Origin of the sequence: Microbacterium sp. NPDC086615 (assembly GCF_040686055.1) — a bacterium.
Taxonomy (GTDB): domain Bacteria; phylum Actinomycetota; class Actinomycetes; order Actinomycetales; family Microbacteriaceae; genus Microbacterium.
The window spans coordinates 257,041-277,292 of record NZ_JBFBJJ010000001.1; the positions used below are offsets into that span (position 1 = coordinate 257,041).

12 protein-coding genes are annotated in these 20,252 nt (G+C 69.6%); 8 read left to right on the forward strand and 4 right to left on the reverse strand.

All coding sequences use genetic code 11. From position 1 onward, the window contains the following. Positions 1 to 236: 236 nt before the first annotated feature. From AB0O24_RS01245 to AB0O24_RS01260, 4 genes are all read right to left on the reverse strand, one after another. A complete protein-coding gene (locus AB0O24_RS01245; protein WP_363371947.1) occupies positions 237 to 7,001 on the reverse strand; it encodes a PA14 domain-containing protein in 6,765 nt (2,254 codons plus the stop codon). 402 nt (positions 7,002 to 7,403) lie between these two features. Then, positions 7,404 to 9,221 carry a DUF255 domain-containing protein gene (locus tag AB0O24_RS01250; protein ID WP_363371948.1) on the reverse strand — a complete coding sequence of 606 codons (1,818 nt, stop codon included), beginning with the start codon at positions 9,219 to 9,221 and terminating at the stop codon, positions 7,404 to 7,406. Between the two features lie 19 nt (positions 9,222 to 9,240). After that, positions 9,241 to 10,077, reverse strand: a complete 837-nt coding sequence (locus tag AB0O24_RS01255) for an aldo/keto reductase (RefSeq protein ID WP_307385722.1) — start codon at positions 10,075 to 10,077, stop codon at positions 9,241 to 9,243. A gap of 50 nt (positions 10,078 to 10,127) precedes the next feature. Next, a complete protein-coding gene (locus AB0O24_RS01260) occupies positions 10,128 to 11,522 on the reverse strand; it encodes an aminotransferase class I/II-fold pyridoxal phosphate-dependent enzyme (protein ID WP_363371951.1) in 1,395 nt (464 codons plus the stop codon). A 135-nt stretch (positions 11,523 to 11,657) separates the two neighbouring features. Between AB0O24_RS01260 and AB0O24_RS01265 the strand changes: the two genes are divergently transcribed. The 8 genes from AB0O24_RS01265 to AB0O24_RS01300 all read left to right on the forward strand — a co-directional run bounded on the left by AB0O24_RS01265 (position 11,658) and on the right by AB0O24_RS01300 (position 20,095). Further along, positions 11,658 to 12,506 carry a nitrilase-related carbon-nitrogen hydrolase gene (locus tag AB0O24_RS01265; protein WP_275799779.1) on the forward strand — a complete coding sequence of 283 codons (849 nt, stop codon included), beginning with the start codon at positions 11,658 to 11,660 and terminating at the stop codon, positions 12,504 to 12,506. Between the two features lie 2 nt (positions 12,507 to 12,508). Then, the gene (gene hydA / locus AB0O24_RS01270) at positions 12,509 to 13,945 is read left to right on the forward strand and encodes a dihydropyrimidinase (RefSeq protein ID WP_363371954.1); all 1,437 of its coding nucleotides are present in this window, start codon (positions 12,509 to 12,511) and stop codon (positions 13,943 to 13,945) included. Between the two features lie 11 nt (positions 13,946 to 13,956). Continuing rightward, positions 13,957 to 14,985 carry a TIGR03842 family LLM class F420-dependent oxidoreductase gene (locus AB0O24_RS01275; protein WP_275799777.1) on the forward strand — a complete coding sequence of 343 codons (1,029 nt, stop codon included), beginning with the start codon at positions 13,957 to 13,959 and terminating at the stop codon, positions 14,983 to 14,985. 7 nt (positions 14,986 to 14,992) lie between these two features. After that, on the forward strand, positions 14,993 to 15,946 hold the full coding sequence (locus tag AB0O24_RS01280) for an ABC transporter permease subunit (protein WP_307385719.1): 954 nt from the start codon (positions 14,993 to 14,995) through the stop codon (positions 15,944 to 15,946). Beyond that, the gene (locus AB0O24_RS01285; protein WP_363371958.1) at positions 15,943 to 16,737 is read left to right on the forward strand and encodes an ABC transporter ATP-binding protein; all 795 of its coding nucleotides are present in this window, start codon (positions 15,943 to 15,945) and stop codon (positions 16,735 to 16,737) included. Before AB0O24_RS01280 ends, AB0O24_RS01285 begins: the two co-directional genes overlap by 4 nt. Continuing rightward, positions 16,734 to 17,516 (forward strand): ABC transporter permease subunit, encoded by a 783-nt coding sequence (locus AB0O24_RS01290; protein WP_275799774.1) that lies wholly within the window; start codon positions 16,734 to 16,736, stop codon positions 17,514 to 17,516. Before AB0O24_RS01285 ends, AB0O24_RS01290 begins: the two co-directional genes overlap by 4 nt. 72 nt (positions 17,517 to 17,588) lie before the next feature. Continuing rightward, positions 17,589 to 18,761: an ABC transporter substrate-binding protein gene (locus AB0O24_RS01295; protein WP_275799773.1), complete on the forward strand. Its 1,173-nt coding sequence runs from the start codon at positions 17,589 to 17,591 to the stop codon at positions 18,759 to 18,761. A 92-nt stretch (positions 18,762 to 18,853) separates the two neighbouring features. Next, positions 18,854 to 20,095 (forward strand): LCP family protein, encoded by a 1,242-nt coding sequence (locus AB0O24_RS01300; RefSeq protein WP_275799772.1) that lies wholly within the window; start codon positions 18,854 to 18,856, stop codon positions 20,093 to 20,095. The last annotated feature ends 157 nt before the right edge of the window (positions 20,096 to 20,252 follow it).

Sequence of the window (20,252 nt, forward strand, 5' to 3'; positions counted from 1 at the left end):
ACCACTACAACATCCTGGACTATAAAAACGCCCATAAACCATGGTCGCAGCATCCAGTAAGCGCATATCGCGTAGATCGTTAAGACCAGCGCGAAAGTGCCCACCCCCACCATTCCTTCTGGCAAACGTCCGCCAGCTGTACCCAGGATGGTGGCTGTCGAGAAGGTGAGCCCGTAAGACATACCGGCGACACGAGCCCCGCGAGCAGATCCCGGAATTGCTATTCTGCTCACGATTCACCGAACCCATCTTCTCATGAAGGCATCTCGTATTCGCTTGCTCGTCCACTTGGAGGATTCTGGGCGCAGAGCGTCTCCTGCGGCATTAACGGCCACATTCGCTGCCGCAGTCAAAGGCAATTCAGTCTGGAAGTTCGCCGATCGAACGGTCCGGCGATATAACCCACGCCCGGTAAAGGAACCGAGTTGATTGACGACACGCGCTCTCGCAGTCGCCTTAATTGTTGATGCCGCCGCCTTTAGAACACCGCTCACACCTACAGTGCTAGCGACCGCTCCCACTGCCGCGACTGCGGCCTCGCCAATCCGTCCCTGTGCCAGATACGCAACGGTCTCGACTACTCCGCATGCAGCGCCTACCCATCCCGGGATGAACCCGCAGGCGAAGAGCGCTGCCTTTCCGACCGCAGAATCAGTGATTGCACGCCCCCACTCCTCCCACCATGCCCGCCCGGTCAAGTCGTTCTTGCCGATCGGGTCGGTCGGCCAGACGTAGTCGTTGTCGACGCCACCCTCGACCGGGTCGACCTGCAAGAACCGACCCAACGCCGGCACGTACAACCGGGCACCCATCTCGACCAGCAGCGCCGAGTCCACCGACTCCGTCAGCTTCTGCGCACCCTGGTGCCACCCCGTCGTGCCGTTCACCGCACCCGCATCGTTCGCCGCGGCCGTCCCGACCGCCAACGTCACAGGAGCGAGGGGCTGCCCGAACGGGTCGTACACCTGCACACCCGACGCCGACGCACCATCACCGGTCGTCAGCGTGTGACCCTGCAACGACGGATACGACCACGACGCCCCACCCGACGCGGGAACATCGACCGTCACCCCACCCGGCAGTGACAAGAACACCGTCGCTGCGGCATCCCCCGACACCACCGCCCACGGGCTGTCACCCGCCCCGGCGTACACATACCGCGACGTCACCGCCGGAACATCACCCGCCGGATCCACCGTCCGCGACACCACACGACCCAAACCATCCCGCACCAGCGAGACCTTCGACCCCGCCGCCGTACTCGTCGCGACATGCCGGTTGTCGGCGTCATACGAGATCAACAGATCAGCCAGCCGCGTCGTGTTCCCCCGCGCGTCGTACGCGAGCTCACCAGAGCTGACCCCATCCGACACCGACGACGCCCCTGGCACCGCACCGGACACACTGCTCGAGAGCAGACGATCCGCCCAGTCGTAGCAATAGTCCGTCGTCGACACGAGAGCCGCAGACGACCCGGGCGCGGTATACCGATCGACGGACCGCGTCCGATTCCCCGAGGCACCAGCCGCGGTGTTCGGACCACACCCACCCGACGACGCGAACTCATACGACAACTCATGACCCGGAATCCGCGCCGACACCAAACGCCCCGCCGCGTCATACCCATACGTCGACTCGAAGACCCGACCCCCCTGCGAGATCCGCTCCCGCACGACCCGACCCGCCACCGACCGCGTCACCTCGTCGGTGATCGGCGCGGATGCCGGGAACGACCAGGTCTGCGACCCGATCGTGCCGCGCTTGTCATCCCAGGCCACACCCAGCGATGAACCACTCAGATACGACACCTGCGCGATCCGCTGCTTCGCGTCGAACGACGACGCCGCATACACCTGACCGTTGAACGTCACCGTGGTCGTCTTGCCGTCACGGTCGTACGCGAACGCCGTCGTCGACGACGGAACACCCGGTCCCGCGGTCGTCACCCGGAGCACGCGTCCGGTCAGCGACTCGTAGACCGGGATCGTCACGACGCCCCACACGTCGGTGTACGACACCACGCGACCGAGAAGGTCGGTCCGGGTCGTCGTCGCCGAGGTGCTCGACTTGGCGATGGGTGTTCCCGTGACCGTCACCGTCAGACCGGTCGGAGTCGGCGTGTACGAGGTCGTGACCGTATCGGTCGCGACACCCGCGCCACCGACCGAGACTTCCTTCACGGTGCGCCCGCGCGCATCGACCGTCGTGCACGACCACGCCTCGTCACCCGTAACACGCGTGCCGGCCGTACGACCCATGACGTCGTACACGTACGAGGTCATGACCGCGGGACCACTCGCCGGCGTCGGCCCAGTCGATGACTTCAGCATCCCGAACTGGCGCGTTCCAGCGGGCACGCCGCAGGTGTCCTCGGTCAGTTGCTCCGCGTCGCCGTAGTAGGCGCGCGTCGTGCTCTTGGCATCCGTGATCGAGCCGGATGCGGCAGCGGCAGGCAGGGCCTTCGACTTCTGCCGCAACCACCCGGCACCGTTGAGCTGCTCGAACGACGCGGTGCTCTTCAGCGCCAGGCCACCGGGGTCGACGGTGCTCTCGGTCACCTGCCCGACGACGGGGTCGGCATACGCATTCGCGGTCGTCATCGACGGTGCCGCCGCCCCTGCGACGGTCGTGGCATCGTCGACCGTTCTCGACGTCACGAGTCCATAGTCGGGTCGGAGCTGCGCGCCGGGAACGATCACGTAAGCGCCGTTCGACGGGGTTGCCCATTTCAGCTGCAGGAACGCCGACGAGGCGATGTCGAAGTACTCGATCCGGATACGGCGTACGTCTCCCGCAGCGACCGTGAAAGCGGCACTCGTGCCATCGGTGCCGGCGGGTGCGCCCCAGCGGTCGATGATGAGCACGTCGTCGAGCCACACCCGCGCGCCGTCGTCGCTCGTCGTGCGGAGGCGGTAGGTGCCCGCCTCAGGGAAGGTGATGAGGCCGGTCAACCGCAGCGACCAGTGATCGCTCGACACCCCCGCGATCGGTGCATTCGTTCCCCAGTCCCTGTCGACGGCCCCTCCGGTGAGGCCCGCGATGCCGAGACTGTAGGCCTCAGGCTTGCCCGAGAGCTTCTCGGTGTTCGAGTAGTACGCGGCCTGCAGACCGTTCAGCCCACCGTCGTACACGGTGCTGCTCGATGCCGGGACGATTCCGCAGCCGCCCGCATCAAGTGGCTGTCCGACGGGCCGCCCGTCGGAGGCGAAACAGGCCGTCGGTGCCGCGCCATACACCGCCACCGGGCGGTCGGTGCGGTCGTACACGCGGGTCGACACGAGCCCCGTGGCATCCGTCGTCCGACGCACGAGGTCCTTCGCCGGGTCCCATTCTTGGCTCGTGGTGACGCCCATCGCGCTCGTGGATGCCGTTTGGCGCCACGCCGCGTCGAAAGTCACGGTCTGCGAGACACCCGGGAGACCCGCGATCGAGACCGTGGTGCGGCCATCACCGTAGGAATAGGTGCGCGACGGCCGCTCCGACGTCGTCACGCCGTCGGGCGCGGGCAGGGTCACCCCCGTGGCCCGCGAACCGTCGTAGGTGATCGAGGTCGTACCCGGGTCGGCGGCACCCGCCGCGACCGGGACGGGAATGCTGTCGTTGGCCGCGGCATCCCGGATCTGGCTCAGCAATCCGCCGGCGCTGTCGTAACCGAAAAGCGTCAGCTCGTCGCCCGGGTCGAGAATTGCCGCAAGCTGACCGTTGCCGTTGTAGAAGAGCCGAGACTCCGAGCCGTCCGGGTACGAGATACGGCACAGCATGTCGACAGGGGCCTTCGCGAACCCCGTGCCCGGCCGTTCGGGGCAGGCGGAGCGGTCACCGGTCTGGTAGGTGAAAGAGACCTTGCGGGTGTACTGGTCGCCGCTCTTCGACACCGGGTCGACCACCTCGATGGCGACGCCGTTGGCGTTCAGGATGCTCTGCGGGGCCGCGGCCTTCCGAACATCTTCGGGAGGCGTGGCCGAGGTCACGCGGCCCTCCTTCGTGAAGTGATAGACGGTGCCGTCCTCATCGGTGAAGACGACCCAGCCGTTGCCGTCGAGCGAGAGAACGCCGTACTCCCCACTCGGGGCGGTGTAGCCGCCCGCGGAGGCCTTCGTGTAGGTGTGGGCCTTGCCCGTCGTGTCGGTGAGGACGACCGAGGCGTCGGTGATCTGCGCGGAGACCCAGTTCGACGACGCCCCCGCCAAGGGAACGGAGGCACCCCAGCCCTGCGGCAGAGTCGTGACCCGCTTGGTGAACCAGTCTGGCGGAATGGTCATACGGGTGGGCGTGGACGCCCCCTCGGGGGTGTACTCGATCCAGAGGTCGACATGGGCGTCGCCCGTCTCTTCGTAGTACTCCACGCGCAGAGGCTTGGCGCCGCCGCTCGCGGTGACGGTGGAGCCCGCCGCAGTGACCCACGCACCGCCCTGCCACCGCTCGAACTGCTGGCGACCGTCGTAGAAGACGCGGATGCCGTCGTCGTGCGATGCGCCGAACCGGATCTCCCGGCCGACCAGCGCCGAGGGCAATGTCAGGAAGCCGGTCCACCGCGCCAGGAAATGGTTGACGGGAAGCGCGTCGGTCGGCGCCCCGAGACCCCAACGGAAGGAGACCGCGGGGTCTGTACGGACGAGAGCCGCGGTCTTGTCGGTGAAGACGTATCCGCTGGGGGCAGAGGGAGCAACGCCGCCGGACCGCGCGTCGAAGTACTCGCCGGTCAACCCGCGATTGGCATCGGCCACCTCTTGCGAGTTGTACGTGAACGACATGCCCATAGCGCCGCCGAGTGTCTGGACCGTCGGAGACGCGAAGGACACATTCACGTTGCCGTTGGCGAGGTTCGTCGTCACCGCGCCGGCTGTGTCATAGGGAGACGGACCCGAGGAACCGAGCCTCAAGTCGGTGCGAAGGCGACGGACCCACCCGTTCTCGGTGTTGATGTCTTGGCCGTCATTGGTCGTCACTGTCCACGAGTAGACACCGCCGTCTTGGAGCGTACCCTGCGGCACCGTCCACGAGGCCACACCATCGGCTGCGGTGATCCACCCCGACGTCACGACCGCACCGGACCGCGCGTCTTGGCCTGTGGCGATCTTGAACTGGTAGGTCATCGCCCCGCCCGTGGCGTCCGTGTCGGAGACAGCACCGACGCTCAGGGTCGGCGTGAGCGTGGTCACCGTGGTCGGCGTCTCGGTCACCGCACTGCCGGGCGTCGCGGTCGCGGCGTCCGGCAACGGAACGGCGTTCGTCGTGAAGGTGTAGGTCGGTGATTGGCGATAGGTCGATTGCCCCCAGAGCCCATTGAGGTCGTCGACCAGCGAGACCCTCCAGTAGTACGGTGTGCCGGTCCGCAGGAGACCCGCAGGCACTTGGTATTGCTGACCGCTCTCCCAGTTGCGCGCGGCGATGATGTTCGTCATCCCGGGGTCGGTGGCGAGCTCGAACGCATACTGCTGCGGCCGCCCGCCGGGGTTCGTCGATGAGACCCCGAGGATCGGTGCCAGGCCGATCCCCGTCCACCCATCTCCGACTCGCGTACCCCACACCGACGGGTAATCCCACGACTCGACCCAAAGGTCGGACTGCACACGCTTGAAGGAGTACGACGACCCCTCCCAGCCGCCGATCATGAACGCCGGGCGGTCACCGATTCGAAGGTTGCTCGCCAGGCGCGCGGCGACACCGTCACCCTCGACATCGGCCCAGCCCGTGGAAAGGTTGTAGTTGCCGAGGTGCGACCCCATCCCGTTGTACGAGAAGCTGCTGGCGTGCTGCACCCACCCCGTCTGCATCGACGTGGTGCCCTGGTTGTCGTATCCGACACCGATGTTCGCCGCCGCGATGAACTTCCCCGGAATCGCCCCGTAGTCGAATGCGACCACCGATCGCCAGAAGCGGTTTCGCCCGCCCTCGCGGGTGTTTCCGACCATCTGGCTGCCTCGCCACACCGTTCCGTCCGATTTGTAAGCCGACGCACCGTTCGGCGTCATCACCGTGGGGTCGATGCGGACGGGATACACACGCGCCGGGTCGCTCAACCACGTCCGATCTGCGCGGAGCGTGTACCGCCACGATCCGTCGCTCGCCTGCCAGAGCGAGACCTTGAGGGCCGTACTGACGTTTTCGCGCTCGCCCTCGACCCCGCTCGAGTCGGTGGCGATGGGCGTCGGGATCATCAGCACATCGGTGCCGCTCGTATCGGTGAAGATCACCGAGTCCGCGTCGCCCAAGGAGGGAATCAACGAGCCCGCGTCGATCCGCCAGGTCCACGAGGAGCGCTTCGTCGGCACGGCATCCAGAACGAGAGACTCTTTGACCGCCCCCGATTCCACGCGGTACTCGAGGTCGGCACTTCCGAAGACGTCCTGGTAGGTGAGCTCCTCCCAGTCGTCCCACCACCAGAACGGAGCGGCGAGCTCGCCCGCCTCCGCGCCCAGGAGCGCGAACGACACGTCGTGCCCGTCGCGCGAGACCTCCACGGACGGCGCGTCATCGCGCCCACCGCGGAAGACCGGAGCGAGGGGGTGGTCCCGCACGGTCCAGTCGTCACCATCCCGTGAGACGGACGTGTTGACATCGACCCACTCGCCGTTGTCGTCCCGCGCACGCTCGGGCTCGGACGACACGCGCGTGACCGTCGACCCGGAGGCGTTCGTGTACCGCGTGGCATCTTCGGACTCGTCGATGCGGCGCAGACCAGACGTGTCGACGGAGCGCTTCTCCCACTCGGCCACGGCGTCCGAGACGGGCGGCGACGTCACATCCGGGATGACCTCGGTGCTGTCGCGGGGCAGCGTCTTGTCGAAGGGGATCGCGAAAGACCCCTCGGGCAGCTGAGGAACGGGGGCGGTCTCATCGGTCGAGGGGAGAGCGGGCGTGTCCTCTCGCGAGGCCTCCGCGGGCCGGACGGTCGCCGGCGCGACCGCCATCGCCGCATCCAGCGGGACGGCCACGCCGATCACCAGGGAGACCGTGGCCAGCACGGAGACCAGCCAGAAACGAGAAGAGAAGCGCATGCCCACCCCGCGGAGACCGCCCGACGTGGCGGAGAACGTCGCCTGCCGACTCAGGCTCCGCAGAGATTAGGCATCAGGTTTTCCCAGGTTCCGCGGTGCTCCGCGTCGTTCCGCGGCGCGCGGAGGGCATTTTCACCCGCGGGCGGGGCGGGCGGCATCCGGTGTTCGCCCTCGTGGCTCGACAGTCCGTGGCGGCGCTGCGCGCGCGTACCGGGTGGCGCGGCGCATGACGCCAGATCCGGAGAACGGCCGCAGAACCGGACCATCTCGCGTTCTGCATCCGGATCCGGCGCCCCTCTCCGGATCTACGAGGCGCAGAGCCGGGCCGGTGGTCCCGCGAAGCCGGCGGCGTCGAGCAGACACCGGGTCACGAACCGCGCGAGGAATCGCCGGCCGCGCGCGTCAGACCAGCCGCGCCGCATCCGTCGTCGGCAGCGCGCACGTGAACGCGCGGCAGTCGTAGGCCGTCGCCTCGCCGCCGAGCGCGGTCTTCCCCTCGAAGAGCGCGAAGCCCGCCTCGGCGAACGCCGCGGCCTGTTCCGGTGCGACCACCGCGACCACGTCGGCGGCGACCCGTCGCGCGGCGTCGGCGATCTCGGCATCCGCCTCTCCGACGACGACCACCTGACGCGGGGCGGATGCCAGTCCCACGGCCACCTCGAGGATCGCGCCGTGCGCGAGCGGCGTCGCCAACGCGCCGTCCGCCGCCGCGCGGACGAGCGTCTCGGCGGCGGTCCGGTACCGCTCCCCCGCACCGAGACGCCAGAGATCGAGGGCGGCTGCCGCGAAGACTGACGGCCCCGAGGGCGAGGCGCCGTCGCTCGGGACGCCGTGCGGTTGCATCCCCTGCGCGAGAAGCACCGGGTCTCCCCCACCGGGAGGATGGATGCCGTCGTCGCCGAGGCACGCGTCGATCAGGGCACGCGCCCGGGAGGCGTAGGCCACTTCGCCCGTCGCCCGCGCGAGGGCGAGCAGACCGCGGGCGAGCCCGCCGTAGTCCTCGAGCGTCGCGGGGGCGGCGGAGCGGATCTCGTCGAGCGAGGCGCGGCGGAGCGTCCCGTCGTCGGCGACGTTGCTCTCGAGCACGGCGTCGGCCGCCCAGCGGGCGGCCTCGAGGAAGCGCGGGTCGGTGCGCGTTCCGGCGGCGGCGAGCGCCGCGATCGCGTGGCCGTTCCAGCCGGTGACCACTTTGGCGTCGAGGGCGGGCGGCTGCAGCGCCGAGCGGTCGGCGACCCGGTAGTACCCGCCTTCCGAGCGTTTGCCGTCGATGATGGACTCGGAGTCCTGTGCCGCGGCGATCCCGCCGGACGGCAGCTGCAGAACGTCGACCAGGAATCGCGCGGCATCCGTCGCCGTCGCCTCGTCGGACGCGGCGAGCGCGACCTCGACGAGACCGGCGTTGTCGGTGAGCATGCGCTCGTAATGCGGCACGCTCCAGTCCCGGCGGGTCGCGTAGCGGAAGAAACCGCCCTCGACAGTGTCGTGCAGATCGGATGCCGCCATGGCGGCGAGGGCACGGGATGCCACGGCTGCGGCATCCGGCACCTCGGACGCGAGCGCGGGGTGCTGCAGGAACCTCAGCACGGGGGTGTTGGGAAACTTCGGGGTCTCGAACGCAGGACCCGCCGCGAAGCCGGCGTACTCGCGGTCCTCACGGGCGGCCACGGTGCGTGCGGCGGCGGCGAGCTGTTCGAGGGTGGGCGGCGCGTCTGCCGGAGCGGTGGCCGCCGCGGCCAGAGCGTCGCGGAGCGAGGAGCCGGTGGCATCCACGTCGCTCCGCCGTTCGGTCCACGCCTCGCGGACCGCGGCGAGGACCTGACGGAACGAAGGCTGCGGGGGCCGGGGCACGGGCGGGAAGTACGTGCCCGCGTAGAAGACGCGACCCTCGGGGCTCACGAACACCGTCAACGGCCACCCGAGGTGCGGGGTGAAGGCGGAGGCGGCGTCGAGGTAGGCGGCATCCACATCGGGGTGCTCCTCGCGGTCGACCTTGATCGACACGAAGCCGTCGTTGAGGAGGGCGGCGGTCTCGGCATCCTCGAACGACTCCCGCGCCATGACGTGGCACCAGTGACAGGTGCTGTAGCCGATCGAGACCATCACGGGGACGTCTCTCTCGGCCGCGAGCGCGAACGCCTCGGGCCCCCACGGGAACCACGCGACGGGATTGTCGGCGTGGGCCCGCAGGTAGGGGCTCGAGGCGTTCGCGAGGCGGTTCATACGCGCGGGGCGCCCGCGGTCAGTTCAGGTCGTCGGGGTGCGTGCCCACGCGGCCCGAGCCGTCGCCCGGGTCGATGGCGTCGATCGCGGCCATCTCGTCGGCGGTGAGCTCGAAGTCGAAAAGGTCGAAGTTCTCCTCGAGGCGCTCGCGGCGCACCGACTTCGGGAACACGATGAAGCCGTGCTGGATGTGCCAGCGCAGTACGGCCTGGGCGGGGCTCTTGCCGTGGGCTTCGGCGGCATCCTTCACCGCGGGGATCTCGAACAGGTCGTACTTGCCCTGGCCGAGCGGCCCCCACGACTCGATGTGCATGTCGTGCTCCTGACCCCACGCCGCGATCTCGCGCTGGCTGAGGGCGGGGTGCAGCTCGATCTGGTCGACCACGGGGGTCACGCCCGTCTCGGCGACGATGCGCTCGAGGTGCGGCACGAGGAAGTTCGAGACGCCGATCGAGCGGGCCTTGCCGGCGTCGCGGATCTCGATCATCTTCTGCCACGCGTGGACGTAGTTGTCGTTCTTCGGCGTCGGCCAGTGGATCAGGTACAGGTCGACGGCGTCGAGCTGCAGCTTCTGCAGGCTCTCGTCGATCGCGGCGAGCGGCTCGTCGCCGTCGTGCCGGTCGTTCCAGAGCTTGGTCGTGACGAAGAGCTCGTCGCGCGGGATGCCGCTCGCGGCGATCGCGCGGCCGACACCCTCTTCGTTCTTGTAGATCGCGGCGGTGTCGATGTGGCGGTAGCCGACCTCGAGAGCCTCGGACACGGCGCGCTCGGCGTCGTCGGCGGGCACGAGGAACACGCCGTAGCCGAGCTGGGGGATGGAGTTTCCGTCGTTGAGTTGCACAGAAGGAACGGTCATGCGTTCAACCCTAGAAGTCCCCACCGACATCGACTCCGGGGTTGACGCGTCTACGCCAGCGGTGCGGCCGAGGCCGCGCGGGCGAGCGCCTCGGCGACGAGCCGGACGTTCTCGACGACCGATCCGGCCGTCACCCGCACACGGTCCGCGCCCCACGGCGAGGTCTCCGGGTCGACGACGAACGGAGACCCGGCAGCGATGCCGATGCCCTCGGCAGCCGCGTGCACGAGCGCGGCACGTTCGTCGCGGACCGGCATCCAGAGGTTGATGCCGTCGGGGTCGCCGACGTCGATGCCGAGGCGGCGGAGGGCTGTGGCCAGACGGTCGAGACGGTCGCGATAGATCAGGCGCGCTGTGCGCACCGGCGCCGTGGAGCGCGGGTCGGTGAGCAGCTCGAACAGCACCGACTGCAGGAGCCGCGACGTCCAGCCGGGGCCGAGCATGCGCCGTCGCACGATCCGATCGACGATCGCCGACGGTCCGCCGAGGGCCGCGATGCGCAGGTCGGGTCCGTGGGACTTCGAGAATCCGCGCACGTGGACGACCTGGGCCGGGAGCCACAGCGCGAGGGTCACCGGCGGCGCGCTCGCGATGAGGGCGGAGTGGTCGTCTTCGATCACCGTGACGCGGGTGCCGCCGGGGACGCTCAGGAGCACGTTCGCGAGTCGACGTGCGCGCTCGGACGACATCGACACTCCGGTCGGATTCTGCGCGCGCGGCTGGAGCAGGACGGCCGAGGGGCCGAGCGCGAGAGCACGGGCGAGGGATGCCGGAATCACACCGTCGGCGTCGGACTCGAGCGTCACCGGCACCGCGCCGGCGGCCTCGATGAGATCGAAGAAGTAGGGGAACCCGGGCGACTCGACCGCGACGCGGTCGCCGAAGCGCACCACCTGATCGAGCGTGCGCGAGATGCCGTCCAGGGCGCCGTCGACGACGGTGAGCTCCTCGACGCCACGCACGGGCCACTGCTCGCGGAGAACGTCGTAAAGGTCGGGGAGCACCGGGAGGTCGTGGTACCGCCCGGTGTCGGCGCGCGGCCGGGCGAGGGCGAGCGCGCGCTCGATGGAGGGGAGCATCGCGGGGTCCGGAGTGCCGAGCGAGAGGTCGAGGCGCAGCGCCGCGACGTCGCGCCCGGCCCCGAGGCCCCGCGGGGCGCCGGGGACGCGGGCGGCCGACATCCCCTGCACGCGCGGACTCAGCCACTCCCGCCGTTCGGCGCGGACGAACGTCCCGGCCCGGCCGCGCGAGAACACGACTCCCGCGTCGGCGAGCGCACGCCATGCGGACGCGACGGTTCCCGTCGACACCCCGAGGGCGGCGGCGACGTCGCGGACCGTGGGCAGTCGCTCCCCCGGTGCGAGCGTCCCGTCGCTCACGAGCCGCGCGATCTCTGCCGCCAGGCCGGCCGACGTGCGCTCCACGAAGGAGTCGGGCGGGATCATGGGCCCCCAATTTACGGCGGTGTCACTCGTGGAAATCGTGGAGAAATATTCAGGCGCGACAGTAACAGAACCGGGCCCTCTCCCGTCGGCAGCGACGGAATCGAGCCACGACGGCCCGGGAGGAACGAGGGCACCATGACGACGGTACGCGCCGCGATCACGCAGACCACCTGGACCGGCGACAAGGCATCGATGCTGGACAAGCACGAGCAGTTCGCGCGGGATGCCGCGGCGCAGGGCGCCGAGGTCGTGTGCTTCCAGGAGCTGTTCTACGGCCCCTACTTCGGCATCACCCAGGATCAGAAGTACTACCGCTACGCCGAGCCGGTGGACGGCCCCATCGTCCAGCGTTTCGCGGCGCTCGCCAAGGAGCTGGGACTCGTCAGCGTGCTGCCCATCTACGAGGAGGCGCAGACCGGCGTCTACTACAACACCTCCGTGCTCGTCGACGCCGACGGGACCGTGCTCGGCAGCTACCGCAAGAACCACATCCCGCACCTCGACAAGTTCTGGGAGAAGTTCTACTTCCGCCCGGGCAACCTCGGCTACCCCGTCTTCGAGACCGCCGTCGGCAAGGTCGGCATGTACATCTGCTACGACCGGCACTTCCCCGAGGGATGGCGCGAGCTGGGCCTGAACGGCGCGCACATGGTCTTCAACCCCAACGCCACCAAGCCGGGCCTCTCGAACCGCCTGTGGGAGGTCGAGGGCCCCTGCGCCGCCGTCGCCAACGGCTACTTCGTGCTGCAGCCGAACCGGGTCGGCCGCGAGGACAACGAGTACGGCGAGGATGCCGTCACCTTCTACGGCACGAGCCAGGTCATCGACCCGCGCGGCAACCACGTGGGCGCCGTCGGCTCGTCGGAGCACGAGGAGGTGCTCATCCGCGACCTCGACATGGACCTCGTGCAGCAGATGCGCGACGACTGGCAGTTCTACCGCGACCGCCGGCCCGACACCTACGGCGAGATCGTGGAGGCCTGATCATGGGCACCACCCTCATCTCGGGCGGCACGGTCGTCTCGGCGACCGGCCGGAGCGCCGCCGACGTGCTGCTGGACGGCGAGACGATCGCCGCCGTCCTCGCCCCCGGCTCCACCCTGCTCGGCCATGACCTCACGGCATCCGTCGACACCGTCATCGACGCGACCGGGAAGTACGTCATCCCGGGCGGCATCGACGCGCACACCCACATGCAGCTGCCGTTCGGCGGCACGAGCGCCTCGGACACGTTCGAGACCGGCACCCGCGCCGCAGCCTGGGGCGGCACGACGACGATCGTCGACTTCGCGGTGCAGCGCGCCGGCGAGCGCGTGCAGGACGGTCTCGCACACTGGCACGAGCTCGCCGCGGGGAACTGCGCGATCGACTACGGCTTCCACCAGATCGTCGGAGGGGTGGATGCCGACTCCCTGGCCGCTCTTCCCGGCTTGATCGACGAGGGCATCTCGAGCTTCAAGATGTTCATGGCGTACCCGGGTGTCTTCTACGCGGACGACGCGCAGATCCTCCGGGCGATGCAGGTCGCCGCCGACACGGGGCTGCTCACGATGATGCACGCGGAGAACGGGCCCGTCATCGACGTGCTCGCCGAGCAGCTGATCGAGAAGGGCAAGACCTCGCCGTACTTCCACGGCGTCGCGCGCGCGTGGCAGATGGAAGAGGAGGCCACGCACCGCGCGATCATGCTCTCGAACCTCACCGGCGCGCCGCTGTACGTCGTGCACGTGAGCGCGAAGCAGGCGGTGGAGCAGCTCGCGTGGGCGCGCGACAACGGACAGAACGTGTTCGGTGAGACCTGCCCGCAGTACCTGTACCTCTCTCTCGAAGACCAGCTCGGCGCCTCGAGCGAGGACTGGGGCGACTTCGAGGGCGCCAAGTGGGTGTGCTCCACTCCCCTGCGTTCGAAGCACGAGGGGCACCAGCACCACATGTGGCAGGCGCTGCGCACCAATGACATCCAGATGGTCTCCACCGACCACTGCCCGTTCTGCATGAAGGACCAGAAGACCCTCGGGCAGGGCGACTTCCGCGCGATCCCCAACGGCATCGGCTCGGTCGAACACCGCATGGACCTCATGTACCAGGGCGTCGTCACCGGTCAGATCAGCCTCGAGCGATGGGTGGAGTTGACCAGCACGACGCCGGCGCGCATGTTCGGCATGTACGGCAAGAAGGGCGTGATCGCCCCGGGAGCGGATGCCGACATCGTCGTCTACGACCCGGCCGGGCACACGTCCATCGGCGTGGGCAAGACCCACCACATGAACATGGACCACTCCGCGTGGGAGGGCTACGAGATCGACGGGCACGTCGACACCGTCATCTCGCGCGGCAAGGTCGTCGTCGACGACGGCGCGTACATCGGCGCCAAGGGCGACGGGCGCTTCGTCAAGCGCGGCCTGAGCCAGTACCTGGTCTGAGAGGAGAACCCATGGATTTCGGCGTCGTCCTCCAGACCAACCCGCCCGCTGCCCGCACGATCCAGCTCTCGCAGCTCGCCGAGGCGCACGGCTTCAGCCATGTCTGGACCTTCGACTCGCACCTGCTGTGGGAGGAGCCGTACGTCGTGCACTCGGCGATCCTCGCCGCCACGCGACGGGTCACCGTCGGACCCTTCGTGACGAACCCGGCGACCCGCGACTGGACGGTCACGGCATCCACGTTCGCGACCCTCAACGAGATGTACGGCAACCGCACGATCTGCGGCATCGGCCGCGGCGACTCCGCAGTGCGAGTGACGAACGGGCGCCCCACGACGCTGAAGGCGCTGCGGGAGTCGATCCACGTCATCCGCGAGCTCGGCAACTCCCGGGCCGTGGAGTACAACGGCGCGACCCTGCAATTCCCGTGGAGCCGCGGGTCGAAGCTCGACGTGTGGGTCGCCGCCTACGGACCTCTCGCGCTGAAGCTCACCGGAGAGGTCGGCGACGGCTTCATCCTGCAGCTGGCCGACCTCGACATCGCCGAGTGGATGATCAAGACGGTCCGCCAGGCCGCCGAGAACGTCGGCCGCGACCCCGACGAGATCGCGTTCTGCGTCGCCGCCCCGATGTACATCGGCGACGACACCCCCGAGTCGCGCGCGCACATGATCGAGCAGTGCCGATGGTTCGGCGGCATGGTCGGCAACCACGTCGCCGACATCGTCGCGAAGTACGGCGACGGCTCCGATGTGCCCGCGGCCCTCACCGACTACATCGCCGGGCGCACCGGGTACGACTACAACTCGCACGGCAAGAGCGACAACGACCACGTCGACTTCGTGCCCGACGAGATCGTCGAGCGCTTCTGCGTGCTCGGGACGGCCGAGGAGCACATCGCCAAGCTCGAGAAGCTTCGCGCCCTCGGCGTGACGCAGTTCGCCGGCTACCTCCAGCACGACAACAAGGAGGAGACGATGCGGGTGTACGGCGAGACCGTGATCCCGGCCCTGTCCGAGCACGTCACGGCGAAGCGGTGAGCGCCCCGTGACCGATCAGGTCGTCACGCCCGGCGAAACCGCGATCGTCGGGAGAGCAGCGTCCGCACGCGGACGCACCGCGGCGGCCCGGATCGGCTGGGGTGCGGCCGGGGTGGCGGCGGTCATCGCCCTCTGGGAGCTCTACAAGTTCCTCGGGCCGGCGGACGGCGTGACCGTGGGCGGGGACGGATCGGCCGGGTCGGGCGTCATCCTGCTCCCCCGCACGCACGACCGTGCCATGCCGCACGTGTGGGACATGATCGCGCGGATGTTCGCGCCGACCAGCGGAGGGGACACGCCGCCGCTGCTGCTGTCGGTGGTCCAGGCCGCGGGAACCACCCTCGGCCTCGCCGCGCTGGGGTGGCTGATCGGCGTCGTCGTCGGCTCGCTGCTGGGGATCGCGATGCAGCGGTGGCGCCTGGTCGAGGCGGGACTGCTGCCCTGGATCGTCGTGAGCCAGATCGTGCCGCTCATCGCGTTCGCGCCGGTGGTCAACGCGCTCGGCACGCAGATCGATCGCTCCGGTTTCCCCTGGCCGCAATGGTTCTCGGTCGCGCTGATCGCGTCGTACCTCGCGTTCTTCCCCGTCGCGGTCGGCATGCTCCGCGGGCTGGAAGCCCCGGACGCCCTCCACCTCGACCTCATGCGTTCGAGCTCCGCCGGGTGGTGGCAGACCCTCGTGCACCTGCGCCTTCCCGCCGCCGTGCCGCACCTGCTCCCCGCGCTCCGCCTGGCCGCGGCATCCGCCGTCGTCGGTGCCGTCGTCGCCGAGGTGTCGATCGGTCTGCGCGGCGGGATCGGCCGCATGCTCATCCAGCTCGCGGGGCAGGCCTCCTCCGACCCCGCCGCGCCCTGGGCACCCACCTTCGGCACCGTCGTGATGGGACTCGTCGCCGCCGGCGGCGTCGCCCTGGTCGGCGTGGCCCTTCATCGTTTCCGTCGCGGGGAGGACACCGCATGACCACCGACACCGCTGTTCGAGCCCGCGGGCTCGGAAAGGTCTTCCCGAGCGCGGGCGGGGAGGTGACCGCCCTCACCGACGTCGACCTCGACATCGCGGCGGGCGAGTTCGTCTCGCTCATCGGCCCCTCCGGCTGCGGCAAGTCGACGCTCCTCCGGCTCATCGCCGACCTCGACACCGCAACCAGCGGCGAGCTCACCCTCGCGGGGAAGACCGCTCGGCAGGCGAGGCTCGACCAGGACTACGGCATCGCGTTCCAGCAGGCGGGTCTTCTCCCCTGGCGTACCGTCGCGGCGAACATCGCGCTGCCTCTCGAACTGCACCGGTGGACCCGCAGCCGCCGCGACGCCCGCGTCGCCGAGCTCGCCGAGCTCGTGGGTCTGACCGACTTCGTCGGGCGATACCCCGACCAGCTGTCCGGCGGCATGCAACAGCGCGTCGCGATCGCCCGCGCCCTCGCGGCCTCGCCGAAGCTGCTGCTGATGGACGAGCCGTTCGGCGCGCTCGACGAGATGACCCGCGAGCATCTGCAGAGCGAGCTCGCCCGGATCGCCGCCGAGACCGGAGCGACGGTCGTGTTCGTCACCCACTCGATCCCCGAGGCCGTGTTCCTCTCCGACCGGGTGGTGGTGATGAGCCCGCGCCCCGGACGCATCACCGACATCGTCGACACGCGCCCGGGCCGCGCCCGCGACGACCTCCTCCGCGAGTCCCCCGAGTACTTCGCCCGCGTCACCGCGGTGCGCGAAGCACTCCACGGCTCGCCCGTGCAGCGGGCGAACGAGCGATGAACGCCGTCCGCCTCCCCGGCTGGGCACGCCTGCTCGCCCCGATCGTCGTCGGCATCGCGGGACTCGCCGCCTGGTACGCGTTCGTCGCCTCGGGCAGCGCCCCGCGGATGCTGCCCGATCCGTTCGCCGTGGCCGCCGAGTTCGTCGAGCGATTCGGCCTCATCGCCGAGGCTGCGGGGGTGACCGGAACCAACGCCCTCGTCGGACTCGTCGCGGGAAGCCTGCTCGCGATCCTGCTCGCCGCTCTCGCCGCCACCTGGCGCCCCGTCGACGGCATGACTGCGCCCCTGGTCGCGGCCCTCGCCGTCGTGCCGATCGTCGCGCTCACCCCCATCTTCAACACGATGTTCGGCGCGTCGAGCCAGTTCGGCCGACAGGCCGTCGCCGCGATCGCCGCGTTCGTTCCCGTGTTCGTCAACACACTCCGCGGACTCCGCCAGACCCGCCCGGTCCAGCGCGACTTCTTCCGCGCCACCGCCGCCAGCGGAGGGCAGACGTTCCTGCGTCTCACGCTGCCGACGGCCCTGCCGTACCTCGTCACGGGCGTGCGGGTCGCGGCATCCCTCGCCGTCATCTCCGCCCTCGTCGCCGAGTACTTCGGCGGACCCGCCGACGGCATCGGCACGGCGATCGCCACCTACGCCAAGTCCGGACGCGCCTCCCTCGCCTGGGCGTTCGTGGGCGGAGGCATCGTGATCGGCCTCGTCTTCTTCCTCGTCACGTCACTGCTCGAACGCCTCGTCGCGCGCCGCCTCGGTGCGGGACGCGCGCGCGGCTGATCGGCATCCACCCCGCGACGAAAGAGCCTGCACCACCCGCCACACGCTCCACCCGAACCGGAAGGACCTTCCATGAGACACAGCATCCGACGCACGCTCGGCGCGATCGCCGGCGTCAGCGTCGCCGCCCTCGCGCTCTCCGCCTGCTCCGGCGGCAGCTCCGCACCCGCGGCATCCGACGCCGACTTCACCCCGCTCACCTCGGTGAAGCTGCAGCTGCAGTGGCTGCCCCAGGCGCAGTTCGCGGGGTACTACGTCGCCCTCGACAAGGGCTACTTCCAGGAGGAGGGTTTCGACAAGGTCGACGTCGTCCCCTCGGGCGGTGACATCGTGCCGCAGGACGCGCTGGTCGCCGGAGACGTGGACTTCGCGGTCGCCTGGGTGCCCAAGGTCCTCGGCACGATGGAGAACCAGGGCGTCGAGCTCACCGACATCGCGCAGGTGTTCCAGAAGTCCGGGACGACCCAGGTGTCGTGGAAGGACTCCGGCATCGCGAAGGTCGACGACTTCGAGGGCAAGCGCATCGGCTCGTGGGGCTTCGGCAACGAGTGGGAGATCTTCGCCGCCATGGCCGACAAGGGCCTCGACGCCTCGACGGTGAAGATCACCACGCAGGACTTCTCGATGAACGCGCTCCTCGACAAGGACGTGGATGCCGCCCAGGCGATGACGTACAACGAGCTCGCGCAGCTGCTCGAGACGGTGAACCCCGCCACCGGCAAGCTCTACACGATGGACGACATCAACGTCATCTCGTACCAGGACACCGCCGGCGCCATGCTGCAGGACGCGATCTGGGCCGACACGAAGCGTCTCTCCGACGACCCCGCGTACGCCGACGCCGCCACGCGCTTCCTCAAGGCCGTCACGAAGGGCTGGGTCTTCGCGCGCGACAACCCCACCGAGGCGGCGGACATCACCTACAAGGCCGCGACGGCTCCCGGTGTGAACGCGTTCCCCGTGGGACCCGTGCACCAGCTGTGGCAGATGAACGAGGTCAACAAGCTCATCTGGACCGGCGGTGACTTCGGCACGATCGACTCCGCCGCGTGGGACAAGACGGTCCAGGGCGCGCTGAAGGCGGTCAACCAGGACGGCCTCAACCTCATCACGACCGAGCCGGCCGACTCCGCGTACTCGAACGAGTACATCGACAAGGCGCTGTCCGAGCTGAAGGACGAGGGCGTCACCGTCGACGGTGACTACACGCCGATCGACGTGACCCTCACCGAGGGCGGTCAGTAACACCACACGCACGCGCGGGGCGGCCGGATGCCATCGGCCGCCCCGTCGCGCACGTCCGGGGTTCTTTGCGAGCGGCGTGGTTTACTGACGCCGTGCCCCCCGAACCCTCCGCCGCTCACGCCCGCCGCCGCCCCGATTCGGGCTGGCGCCGAGGACTGAAACTGCTCGCCATCGGCCTCACCGTGGCCGTCGTCGCCGCGGTCGCCGTCGGCGGCGTCTACGCCTGGATGCTGTCGCAGCGCCTGCAGGAGGCCGCGGTGCCGCTCCCCGACGCCCCCTCGCAAGCCCCGTCGCTGAGCGAGTACGCGGGCGCGTTCGACGTGCTCATCGTCGGAACCGACGAGTGCGACGACCAGGTCAAGGACGATTTCGGCGAACGCTGCAGCGATCCCGAGGCCGAGGGCATCCGCAACGACGTCAACCTCCTCGTGCACGTGTCCGAGGCTCCGCGCCGCGCCACCGTCGTCTCGTTCCCGCGCGACCTGCGGCTCGAGATCCCGGAGTGCACCAACGAGGACGGCTCGGTGTCGTCCGGGGCGTGGAAGGCGTCGATCAACACGGCGTACGAGGCCGGCGGCCTCGCGTGCGTCGCCAGCACGGTGTCGAACCTCACGGGTCAGCAGATCCCCTTCGCCGCGAAGGTGAGCTTCGGCAACGTCGTGAACATCACCGACGCCGTCGGCGGTGTCGAGGTGTGCATCGGCGGAGACGGCATCAACGACTACGACGCCGGGATCAACTGGGAGCCCGGCCCGCGCGTCGTGCAGGGATACGACGCCCTGGCGTTCCTGCGCACGCGCAAGGGCATCGGCGACGGCAGCGACCTCGCCCGCATCGGCAACCAGCAGCAGTACCTCTCGCGGCTGCTCAACAAGGTGCGCAGCGAAGAGGTGCTCTCCAACCCCGCAACCCTGCTGGGGCTCGCGAACACCGCGGTCAACAACGTCACCCCGAGCGAGAGCCTCGCCGACCCCGTCCGCATCGCGCAGCTGGCGTACACCCTCAAGGACGTTCCGCTCAGCGACACGACCTTCGTGCAGTACCCGGTGCTGCCGGACCCCGACGACAGCGACAAGGTCGTTCCCGACCTCGACGGTGCCGCCGTCCTGTGGGATGCCCTCGCCCGCAACGCCCCGATCGCGCTGACCGGTGAGCTCGGCGCGAACGAGGGCGTGACGCTCGACCCCTCGGCCCCCACGGCCGAGCCCACGGCGCCCGAGACCCCGACGCCCGGAGCGACGGATGCCACCCCCGGCCCCGAGGTCGTCGAACTGCCGGGGAACGTCAGCGGGAGCAAGGCCGACCAGGCGACCTGTTCGCGCGGGAACGGCTGAGGTCCGCCCGACCGCGGCGACGGCGTCGCGCCGGGGCTGAGATGCGGCGCTCGGTGGGTGCGGCGGAGGCCCGCGCGACCGCGACGACGGCGTCGCGCCGGGGCCGAGGTGCGGCGCTCGGTGGGGCACGGCTGAGGCCCGCCCGCGCGGAGGCGCG